At 69.7% G+C, this 10,630-nt stretch carries 10 protein-coding genes; 3 read left to right on the plus strand and 7 right to left on the minus strand.

From position 1 onward, the window contains the following. Nucleotides 1-55 precede the first annotated feature (55 nt). Entirely contained in the window at nucleotides 56-964 is a 909-nt protein-coding gene (locus OV090_RS46340) for an AraC family transcriptional regulator (protein ID WP_267711461.1), read from the minus strand. 101 nt (nucleotides 965-1,065) lie between these two features. Between OV090_RS46340 and OV090_RS46345 the strand changes: the two genes are divergently transcribed. Continuing rightward, nucleotides 1,066-1,629, plus strand: a complete 564-nt coding sequence (locus tag OV090_RS46345; RefSeq protein WP_267711462.1) for a hypothetical protein — start codon at nucleotides 1,066-1,068, stop codon at nucleotides 1,627-1,629. Nucleotides 1,630-1,660: 31 nt separating this feature from the next. On the opposite strand, the gene OV090_RS46350 is transcribed toward OV090_RS46345, so the two are convergent. Further along, nucleotides 1,661-2,488, minus strand: a complete 828-nt coding sequence (locus OV090_RS46350; RefSeq protein WP_267711463.1) for a hypothetical protein — start codon at nucleotides 2,486-2,488, stop codon at nucleotides 1,661-1,663. Nucleotides 2,489-2,822: 334 nt separating this feature from the next. On the opposite strand from OV090_RS46350, the gene OV090_RS46355 reads away from it, so the two are divergent. Beyond that, a complete protein-coding gene (locus tag OV090_RS46355; RefSeq protein WP_267711464.1) occupies nucleotides 2,823-4,553 on the plus strand; it encodes a hypothetical protein in 1,731 nt (576 codons plus the stop codon). A gap of 16 nt (nucleotides 4,554-4,569) precedes the next feature. On the opposite strand, the gene OV090_RS46360 is transcribed toward OV090_RS46355, so the two are convergent. The 4 genes from OV090_RS46360 to OV090_RS46375 all read right to left on the minus strand — a co-directional run bounded on the left by OV090_RS46360 (nucleotide 4,570) and on the right by OV090_RS46375 (nucleotide 7,781). After that, nucleotides 4,570-5,463 (minus strand): M28 family peptidase, encoded by an 894-nt coding sequence (locus OV090_RS46360; RefSeq protein ID WP_267711466.1) that lies wholly within the window; start codon nucleotides 5,461-5,463, stop codon nucleotides 4,570-4,572. A gap of 111 nt (nucleotides 5,464-5,574) precedes the next feature. Next, nucleotides 5,575-5,844: a hypothetical protein gene (locus tag OV090_RS46365; protein ID WP_267711467.1), complete on the minus strand. Its 270-nt coding sequence runs from the start codon at nucleotides 5,842-5,844 to the stop codon at nucleotides 5,575-5,577. Between the two features lie 372 nt (nucleotides 5,845-6,216). Further along, the gene (locus tag OV090_RS46370; protein WP_267711468.1) at nucleotides 6,217-7,434 is read right to left on the minus strand and encodes a polysaccharide pyruvyl transferase family protein; all 1,218 of its coding nucleotides are present in this window, start codon (nucleotides 7,432-7,434) and stop codon (nucleotides 6,217-6,219) included. A gap of 104 nt (nucleotides 7,435-7,538) precedes the next feature. Further along, a complete protein-coding gene (locus tag OV090_RS46375; protein ID WP_267711470.1) occupies nucleotides 7,539-7,781 on the minus strand; it encodes a Nif11-like leader peptide family natural product precursor in 243 nt (80 codons plus the stop codon). Nucleotides 7,782-8,362: 581 nt separating this feature from the next. Between OV090_RS46375 and OV090_RS46380 the strand changes: the two genes are divergently transcribed. Then, on the plus strand, nucleotides 8,363-8,905 hold the full coding sequence (locus OV090_RS46380; RefSeq protein ID WP_267711471.1) for a GNAT family protein: 543 nt from the start codon (nucleotides 8,363-8,365) through the stop codon (nucleotides 8,903-8,905). Here OV090_RS46380 and OV090_RS46385 read toward each other — a convergent pair. After that, nucleotides 8,902-10,623: a carbamoyltransferase C-terminal domain-containing protein gene (locus OV090_RS46385; protein WP_267711472.1), complete on the minus strand. Its 1,722-nt coding sequence runs from the start codon at nucleotides 10,621-10,623 to the stop codon at nucleotides 8,902-8,904. The two genes, OV090_RS46380 and OV090_RS46385, sit on opposite strands and share 4 nt — an antisense overlap. Nucleotides 10,624-10,630: the final 7 nt, after the last annotated feature.

A 10,630-nucleotide genomic window follows, 5' to 3' on the forward strand; every position in this document is an offset into this window, starting at 1 on the left:
GCCCCGCCGCGCCGGCGAGCGCGGATCCGCCCCCAATCATGGCATGCCTGAAAGGTCATGTCATCGCATTGCCGAGCCCGCCGAGGCGCTGCACCGGCACGTGCACCACGCAGCGCGAGCGTTCGAACCGCGACCCGTGCCACACGGCGGGGTCGAACAGAGTCACCACCGGCGCGAAGCGCCAGCGCAGCGCCGAGCCCGGCAGCCAGTCGCGGAAGATCCACGTCATCAGCGCGTGGATCCCCGCCATCGCTCCCTCGTAGCGGAAGCGGGCGAACCAGCCGGCCTGCATGCGCCACGGCGAGAAACCCGGCGGGGCCTTCTCGCCGTACCCGAGGCGGATGCACCGGTACTCGCGCGGCAGCCCCGTTTGATTGGTTTTAAAAAATCCCCACGGCGGTGACGCGGCCGCCAGCTCCCACGCCGACGCCGGCGGCGCGACCGTGTAGAGCCGGCGCCACGCCTCGGCGATCGCCGCGTCGTCGAACCGCGCCGCCACCACCGTCACCGCGGAGGACAGCGGCCCGAAGCGCACGATCTCCGGCGCCCCCACGAGCCCCTCCGGGCGCCCTTGCAAGGCCCCCTGCGGCCGCGGGGCGGCCCCTCTCGGCCCGCGCGGGCGGCCACGCATCGCGCTCGGCGGCACCCCGAACGCGCGCACGAAGGCGCGGCGGAACGCCTCGTGCGACGCGTACCCGGCCTCCTCGGCCACGACCTCCAGCGCCTTGCCCGGCGCGGACGCCAGCTCGTGCGCCGCCCGCTCGAGCCGCAGCGTCCGCAGCCAGCGCAGCGGCGGCTGCCCGACCACGGTCTGGAACGCGCGGGCGAAGTGCGACGGATCATAGCCGACGCGTCCCGCCATCGCCTCGACCGTCCACGGCTCGTCGGGCGCGTCTTGCAGCTCGAGCAGCAGCACCGCCAGGGCCGCCCGCGCCTCCGGCCCGACCGCGTACCCCCGGCTCATCCTGCGTCTCCCGTCATTCCCAGGACCGGTAGGGGTCGCGCCGCCGATCGACGATACAACCCTCGCGACGCGGCCCCCGCCGCGCGACCGAGGAGTCGTCCATGCCGTCCGATTACGTCCACAGGGCCGCGTTCGTCGCGTTGGCCGTCGCCGCGTTCGCCTGCAAGCACCCCGAGCAATCGACCCCGCCTCCTGCCGTCGCCGCAACATACTACGTCGGCACCACCGCCACCACGTCGCCCGACGGCGCGCAGCCCTACGGCCCGCCGAAGACCATCGCAGTGCGCCGCACAGTCGACCCCGCGCAGGGCAGCATCGAGGAGCTCGTCGTCCACCCCGGCGAGCAGTTCTTCACCGAGCTGCGGCGACGTCCTGGCGACGCCGCGGTGTTCACGACCACCGACCGCGCCGGCAGCTTCGCCGGCACGGTCAGCTTCACCGGCCCCGAGTGGGCCTGGACCGCGTGGACCTACGACATCGCCATGAGCGACGGCTCCGGCAAGCTGCAGGGCAGCGGCCGCCTCGGCGCCCGCACCCTCGATACCGACAAGCTGTTCGTCGGCCCCGACGGCCAGCCGCGCGCGCGGATCGTCGAGCACCTCGAGCAGGTCGACGAGCCCACCTACGCGAGCACCCGCGACCAGCTCCTGGCCTCCGCGACCTGACCTCGACGGCGGCTCCTGGGCAGAATGATGCTCACACTCGGGCCATTCGCCGCTGCCACCATTCCGGCCACGGCAGCAGCACGACGAGGACCAGCACGATCATCGGCCGGAAGTCGATGTGCAGCACCTGGTCGATACCCACGTGCAGCGCCACCAGGCCGGCCGCCAGCCACGGCCGGACGCGCGGCAACGGCACCAGCAGGACGGTCGCCAGCTCGAGCCCCAGCGCCACGGTCGCCAGCCCCGCGGCGACCCGCGGATCGGCGATCGCCCACGCCCGCACCATGCTGTCGGGATCGCCGAGGCGCCACAGCCACAGCTGCAGCGCAGTCCCGTCGGCCCAGCGCCCCCCGGACGTCAGCACCTTATTAAAACCAGCGCCGGCGTAGAAGCACGTCAGCACGAACACCGCCCCCTCGCGGACCCACCGCGGCGCCTGCCCCGGCTCCGTGCGCGCGTGCTCGCCGGCGACCAGCACCACCAGCAGCCACAGCGGCGGCACGAACTTGTGGCGGAACCACGGCAGGTTCTCCCAGTACAGCGAGCCGAGGGTCAGCATCCCCAGGGCCGTCGCCCAGGCCGCGATCAGCCTGATCGTTCGTGCATGTCCCAAAAGCCATGTCGCCGCCCCGCCCCACAGCAGCGCGCGTCCCAGCCACAGCAGCGCCGGCGACGACCACCACCCCGTCGGCACCACCAGCCCCGCGACCGACACCGTCGCGTCCTTGGCCAGCGAGGTCCAGCGCAGGTCGACCTCGAGCGACAGCCACAGCGCCGCCGCGATCGTCGCCGCGCGCAGGCCGGCGGCGAACAGCGCCGGCTCGCGCTCGAACAGTCTCGCCCAGGGCCCGCCCCGCACGCGCGCAGCGTAACCGACCTCGCGCCCGGCGCGGAAGCGACCTCCGCAACCGCGAATCTCTTCCGCGCGCGACCGCCCGAGGACCGACGCGCGACACCGTCTGAACACGGTCCCCGGCGCGTCCGCGCATCCTCGCGATTGTGTCGTCTCGGAACGACGACAGATCGCGCAAACCTCGGGACCCTCCATTCGTGGTAAAAACCGTCGCACGATGACAGGGCCTGGCAATGACGTGATCCTCGCGATCGAGGCGCCGAGCGCTCGTTTTTTCCAAGTGGACGGCCGGCCCGTATGGCCCGTGTGCAGCGCGAGGGAGCGAGACAGCCTGGAGCGGATGGTCTCGACCCTCGGCGGCACCGTCGTGTTCGTCGACCACGCCGACGAGGCGGTATTGAGCGGACCTGAGCTCGTCGTCGGCCTCGGCGTCGACGCATTCGAGCACGCGCGGCTCTACGCCCACCTGACCGGCCGCGCCTGCGAATTCGTCGAGGACCTCGAGCGCCTCGGCGCATTCCCCGACGCCGTCGTCGTCGTCACCACCTACGCCTTCGTCGACGAGAGGCTGCTCGACCAGCTCTACGATCGCTACCCTTTGACCTCCGCGCCCGGCCTGATCTTCAGCTACGACGACGCCGACCTCTCGCTGCAGGTGCTGACGCGTTCCGCCGCGCGTCACTGCAGCCACCGACACTTCGATCATCGACGCGTCGACATCAACACCAACATCGAATTCGGCGCCCACATGGCGCCCGAATTCTCGATCGTCGGCGCCCAGGCCACGCCCGCCGAGTTTCGCCGGGCCCTGGCGAGCGGCGCCGGCCTGCTCACGCTCTACAGCCACTCCGACGGCATCGACGCCTACCTGCGCGACGGCCTCGTGCTCTGTCCCATGGAGGGCGCCGACCTCGGCGTCCAGCCCGCGCCGAGCTGCGTGGTCACCGGCTACTGCCAGCGCTGCAGCCGGCCGATGTCCGAGGTGCTCGGCACCGAGGCCCTTTTGCATCCGCGGGTCGTCAAGGCCCACGTCCTCGTCTATTGCGTGTGCTGGGGCCTCTACCCGTCGCAGCACATGTACTCGCCCGCCTACGCGCTGTCGCGCCGATTGCTCGAGAGCTTCACCGTCGGCGCGCTGGTGACGAGCTGGGAGATCAACATCCAGCGCCTCCCGCTCACCGCCCGGTTGTTCCACGACGTCGCGCGCGGCCTGCCGCTCGGCGAGGCGCTGGCGCGCCACCTGTCGTCGCCGGAGGCCCGCGGCAACTACCACAAGCTGTGCCTGATCGGTGACCCGGCAGTCCGCCTCGAGCCCCTCGACGTGCCCGATCCGCTCGCGGGGGTGCAAGCGTTCCAGAAGCCGCCGACGCCGTCGCCACGCTGCTTCGCCGGGCTCACCCTGCTGCGCCTGATGATCCTCCGCGGCCACTCCAGCGAAGGTCGCCCCGACGTCGCCGCCAGGGTCACGGCGAGCGCCGCCGAGTACGAGGCGATGCGGGTCGAGGGCCGGCGCCACGACGCCGCGCTCGTCGATCGCTTTCGCAGCGACATGCTCGACTGGCTGACGAGTCAGGACACCATGCTGTCCAAGAACTGGGGCCGGTTCGTCGAAACCATCGAGGTCCTGCCCGACAAGACGCCGTGCTCCGCGTGCGGCCGGCGGACCGTCGCGCGGACGTTCGTCCTGCGCATCGCCGGCTCCGTGCCGCGGCGTGAGACGGTGTGCCCGAGCTGCGGGTCGGTGCAGGACATGGCGATCGATCACACTCTTTCAATGTCGGTCACACCGGACGGGTGGATGCACCTGCACGGATCTCCGCCCCGCTCGGGGTGGCTCGCCCGCGTCACCATCGAGCGCTTCTTCACCCGCGAGACCCTCCACTGGGACTGGCCGGCCGCCGCGTCGGGCGAGCCGGTGCAGTCGTTCCAGGTGCCCGAGCCGTGGCCGCACGTGCCGTTCCGGCTGTCTCTGATCATCGTCCACGGCGACAGCGAGTTCACCGTGCTCGGCTGCCTCTACCGGGGCACCCTCGCGCCCGAGCCCGACGCAGTCGATTCGACCTCCGCCTGAGTCGAACCACGACCTCTCATTCCGCGCGCGCGCCGACGAGGCGGCCGATGCCGGTCACCAGGCCGCGGCTGACAGTCTCGAGGAATTCGTAGTCGAGGGTGTCGGGCGAGTCGGACGGCTCGTGATAATGCGGATTGCGCAGACCGGCGGTGTCGGTGACCAGCACGGCCGGATAGCCGAGCTCCCAGAACGGCACGTGATCGCTGCGGCACGACGTCGGGATCCACTCACCCTTGAACCCCGTGGGCAGCGCGAACGTCCGCGCCTCCGCGGCTCGCAGCCCGCGCGCGAGGGTGTAGGTCGAGCGCAGGCCGCGGAGATTATAAAGAAGCCCGATGAAGTCGCCGCGATCGGGCAGCACCTTGCCGAGGTTGCCGGGGTACTGCTGGCTGCCCGGCGCGTGGCTGCAGTAGCCCACCATCTCGAGCGACATCATCAGGCGGATCGGCTGCCGGGCCCACTTGCACTGCGCTGCGTGATAGCGGCTGCCCTGAAACCCGACCTCCTCGAGATCGAAGGCGACCAGGCGCAGATCGTGGCGCCGGCGCAGCGGCGCCAGGCAGCGACCGATCTCCAGCAGCGCCGCCAGGGCCGAGCCGTTGTCGTCGGCGCCGGGCGAGTCGGGGACCGAATCGTAGTGGGCCCCGACCACCACCAGCTCGCGCTCGCCGTCGTCGCCGTCGCCCGGCAGATCGACGACGAGATTCTCGTGGACGACCCGACCGCGCAGGAACGGCTCGACGCGCAGCGCCCCGCCGATCGCCGACAGCCGCTCGAGCAGCCGCTGCTTCACGCGGGCGTGCCCTTTCGGGTTGGCGCGGGGGCACCGAGGCTCCGCGACCGCCTCCACGTGGGCCCGCAGGCGCGCGCGCTCCGGCTGAACTGAGGTCGACTGCTTCGCGGCGTACATCGGCTCAGCGTACCGCGGGTGCCCTGATAAGTCCAAAGGGAGCGGCGAAGAGACTCCGCCGCTCGTTCCTCGCTATTCAGCGAGGATCATGGTCCTGTGACGGACCCGCTGCTACCAGCAAACGGGCTCGCCGAGGAACAGGCTGCGGATGGCCCACTCGGGCAGGCCATGCTTGCGCAGTTCTGCCGTCGCGATCGACCGCGCGTTGGCGGCCAGGGTGTTCTCGTCGTCACCCAGGCCGGCGTCCTGCGCGTGCTTGAGCAGCTCGTCGCTGTTCTTGGCATTGCGCAGCTTGTTGTGCAGGTCCTTGGAGCCCGCGGCCTTGTTGAAAATGCTGTCGCTCATCATTTCATCCTTGGTTACTGGGACGTAGGCCGACACTTGCGCCCTACTCTATGAATCTTGCTGCAGTCGTATCGCGACTGTCAATCATACGAACGACGTTCGACAATGGGGGCTCTCGGAGACGCCGGACCGCGGGCCGGACACACGAATTAGCACGTGCATTCGCGCGAGCGCGAGCGCGGCCACGCCGACGCGACGCGCCGGAGTCAGCCGTGTTCGCCTGCGCAGTTTCGGCGCCTCTGCACCCTCTACAGGGGCTTCTTCGCCACAATCGCCATTCCGGAACAGTCGCGCCCGCCGCCGACGTTCCGTTGAACCAATGACGATATCGGCCCGGAGCAAGACGGGCCGTCATTTTATTGATGAAAGCGATGATTCACGCTCGCGGACGGACGGCGGAGGGACCTCTCAAGCGGGCCGAGCCCCTGTTCGTGCGGGTGAATCCGTGAGGCCGGACGATGCGGCGATGCCGTGCGCGATTCGGTCGAAGTGAGCGTCGATGATCGCGCGGACCGTGCCGAGGTCTTTTGAAGAATCTCCGCGCGGCTGCTCGCGCAAGGTCTGCAGCGGTCCACGCCAGCGCTCGACGAGGGCGTCGCCCAGGAGCAGGCCGTCGTCGGCGGGATCTGTCAGCCCGTGCCGGCGCGCGGTCACGATGCGATCCTCCCAGGAGAACAGCCGGAGCAGATTGCGGCTGCGCGAGCGGACTTCGTCCTCGCGATCGATCACCAGGAAGGGGATCCCCGCGAGCAGCGCGGCGATCGTGCCGTGGTAGGTGTCGTTGATCGAGGCGTCGAACTGCGCCATCAAGGCGAAGGTCGCCAGCGGGTCCTGGTAGCGCTCGATGTAATGGAAGCGATCTCCGTACTTTTGCTGGATCCGCAGCACCGCCTCGATGTGGTTGTACTGGCGGCTGTACGGATAGACCCACAGATCGTACTCGTCCAAGAAACTCGGGTCCGCCGCGATCGCGTCGACGATGCCCTCGACGAAGTGCGCCATGACCGAGAGCCCGAGGATCTTCTTCTCGCGCTTCAAGCGGGGGACCTCGATCCCGCGGAGCACCTCGTGCAGGTCGAGCGAGAGCGTCGGGTCGGGGCAGAACGCGACCTTGTCGGCGCAGCCGAGCTCTCGCAGCGCGTCGCGGACGTGCTCGGTGCGCACGCCCACGTAGTCAGCGCGCTTGCACAGGCCGCGGAGGCGCTCGGTGTGGAAGCCGTCGACGATCTCCTCGCGCGACAGGGCCGAGTGCGCCGCGTTGTAGAACACGGGCGGGCTGGGCGCCGCGAGGAACGCCGGCGACTCGAGCAGGAACACCGACGGCGCCGGCGGCGGCGCCAGGATGATGTCGCCGCCCAGGACGAGCGCGTCGTAGCCCATGAGGCTGGTCGCCAGCAGGGTCTGGCCCCACTGCGACGAGAAGTAGCGCAGCTCGCGACCGTGCACGAGCTCGCTGCGGACCCCGTGGAAGCGACCGATCGCGTCCTCCGAATAGATGTCGAACGAGGCGTCGGGCAGCCGCCGGCCGAGCGCCCGGAGGGCCGCCTCGAGGATGAGGAAACAGCCGGGGTTCCGCTCGCCGAAGTAGCCGCCATACATCCCCACGAGAGCGACACGACGCTGCATGCTGCGGTCTCCAGGCGAACGAGTTCGGGGGTCGAGGGTGGGTATTGGAGGCGAGGAGAAGGTGCCCATACACCGTCGCGGTGGACGGCGTATGGGCGTTCGAGTCACCAGCAGACGGACTCGCCGAGGAACATGCTGTCGACCGCCCAGTGCGGCAGGGACAGCGGCGCCAGCGCCTTCGCCGCGACGGACCGCACGGCGGAGGAGAGGGCGTGGTTCTCCAGGTTGTATCCGGCCGTCTCGGCGATCTTCAACAGCTCCTGGGGGTTCTTGGCGGCGTTCACCTCGGCCTGAAGCTTGGTCGAGGCCGCGACCGCGGCGAGAAATTCTGAGGCATCGTTCTTCATGATTTTTCTACTCCTGACTGCCTACATTAAGGCCCCGTACGTTAACCACTCTGGATCGGCCGGGTCAAGGTTAAAGGCCACACACGGCGTCGTGTTCGTCGTTCACGGGATGATGGCCGCGCTCTCTCGATCGCGCGGAGGCGTGCTCCGCCTGCGCCTGACGGCCGCCGGGCCTGCTGCTGCTGCGAATGCGAACCGCACGCTCGCGCCGGCGAATCGGCGCTGCACGCCGTCGCTCTTCCTGCCGACAATCGCCATTCATGGCCGACCGGACGCTAAGGCGGGCGATTGCGATGATCATGACGAATGCAGCCTCGCCCCGAATGGGGCCCCGGGCGGTCGCCCAGCGTGAGGCAGATCCAGACCATTGTCGCTCCCCGGGCGCGGCCCGCGGAACGGAGACCCGGCGGCGCGCGGGCGGGTATTTCCCGGCCGAGTGCGCTCGCCAGCCGAAGCGCGATGGCGGGGCCGCGCCGAGAATGCTGTTTCGCGCGCCCCTGCGGCGGCGCTCGCCGGTGTTCGGAATTTATGTTGGACGCCGCGCGGGCCTGGCCTAAATTGGCGCCGAACCCGGAGTTGTCGTGCCCCCAGAGATCCTCACCAAACGCCTGCGCCTCGACGATCTGACCGCGGATGACGCCCACGCGCTGTTCACCTACCGCTCCCATCCGGAGGTGACCCGCTTTCAGGGCTGGTGCCCCGCGGCGGTCGAAGACGCCGGGGCCTTCATCGCTCGCAACGCGACCAAGCCCTTCAACGAGCACGACTCGTGGTACCAGCTCGCCATCCGCGCCGCGGACACGGGCGCGCTGATCGGCGACTTCGGCGTCCACTTCATCGGCGACGACGGCCAACAGGCCGAGATCGGCTTCACCATCGATCCCGCGTCCCAGCGCCAGGGCCTCGGCTCCGAGGCGGTGACCGCAGTGCTCGACCACCTGTTCACCACGCTTCGGAAGCACCGGGTGTACGCGTCGGTCGACCCGCGCAACGAGGCCTCGATGGCGCTGCTGAAGAAGGTCGGTATGCGGCAAGAGGCCCATTTTCGGGAAAGCCTGTTCTGGAAGGGCGAATGGGTCGACGACGTGGTGTTCGCGCTGCTGCGCTCGGAATGGCGGGCCTAGCTCGGCCGCGACACCAGGTAGCTCCCCAGCGCGAGGTAGTTGATCCGGGTCGTCATGAACGTCTTGATCGCGTCCTGCGGGGAGCACACGATCGGCTCCGAGTCGTTGAATGACGTGTTCAGGACCAACGGCACCCCGGTCCTGCGCTCGAACTCGGCGATGAGCTCGTAATACCGCGGGTTGTCGGCGCGGCTCACGAGCTGCGCCCGCACCGTGTCGTCCTTGTGGATCACCGCCGGGATGCGCTCGCGCTTGTCCGGGCGCACGATCGAGGTCGCCAGCATGTACTTGTTCGCGTCGGCGCCGCCGCCGGCGTCGAACCACGCGTCGGCCCTGTCGGCGAGGACGCTCGGGCAGAACGGCCGGTAGCGCTCGCGGTGCTTGACCTGCACGTTCATCAGCTCGCGCACATCCTTGTTGCGCGGGTCGGCCAGCAGGCTGCGGTTGCCGAGCGCGCGCGGCCCCCACTCCATCCGCCCCTGAAACCAGCCGATGATGTGCCCCTCGGTCAAAAGCCGCGCGACCTCGTGGGTGATGTCGACCTTGCGATGCGGCAGCGAGGTGTGGGCCAGGATCCGCTCGATCTCCGCGTCGCTGTACTCCGGCCCGAGGTAGGCGTCGGTGAACACGTAGTTGCGGGGCTGGCCGAGCACCTCGGTCCAGATCAGGATCGCCGCCCCGAGCGCGGTCCCGGCGTCGTGCGCGGCCGGTTGGATGAACACGTCGTCGAACAGGCCGCTGCGCACGATCTTCCCGTTCGCCGCGCAGTTGAGGGCCACGCCCCCGGCCATGCACAGATTGGGGTAGCTCGCGTGGTCGAAGTTGGCGAGCACCGCGAACAGCGCCTCCTCGGTCAGCTGTTGCAGGCCGGCGGCCACGTGGGCGTAGGCCTGCCAGTCGTCGACGCCGAAGTCGACGGGCTCGCTGCGCCGCGGCAGTTCGAACAGCCGCTCGAGCGGCGAGAAGTCCGGCGACTCGTGGCGCAGCAGGTCCTGATCGACCGCGAGGGTCGACCGGTCGGTCATGATCCGCGAGAACGCGTCGATCGTCCGCGCTGGGTCGCCGTACGCGGCCAAACCCATGACCTTACACGCGTCGTAGCGGCTGAAGCCGAGGTAGCGCGACAGCTTCTCCCACACGAAGCCGAGCGAGTTCGGAAAGGTGAAGTCGCGGACCTTCTCGAGGCGCGTGCCCACGCCGTGGTAGAGCGAGGAGCTGGCCCACTCGCCGATGCCGTCGACCACGAGGACCGCGGCGCGCTCGAACGGCGAGACGTGGAACGCGCTGGCGGCGTGGCACGCGTGGTGCGACAGGAAGTGGAACTCGCCGCGGAAGCCGGCCTCGCCGAGCTGCTTCTTCGAGGCCAGCACGCCCTCGAGGAATTTCAGCCCGTTCTCCTGGCTCTGGTAGCTCGTCGCCTCGAGCTCCCACTCGTGCTGATGCGCCCCGGCGCGCCGCCACGCCTCGACCCCGGCCTGCAGCGCCTCGGGGCTGAACGAGTAGCCGACGTGCGCGACGTCTTCGAGGCCGATCCCCTCGTGGGCCAGGCAGGCCCGGATCGCCCGCCACGGCAGGACGCTCGTGCTGTCCGGCGTCGAGTGCTTGCCGTGCTTGCGGCGGTTGAGCCGCTCCTCTTCGATGGCGATCCGCACCACCCCGTCCTTGACCAGGCAGGCGGCAGATTCGTGGTACGCGGCGTTCAGACCGAGGATGTACATGGTGCCC

This window comes from Nannocystis sp. RBIL2 (genome assembly GCF_026626745.1).
Classification (GTDB): Bacteria; Myxococcota_A; Polyangia; order Nannocystales; family Nannocystaceae; genus Nannocystis.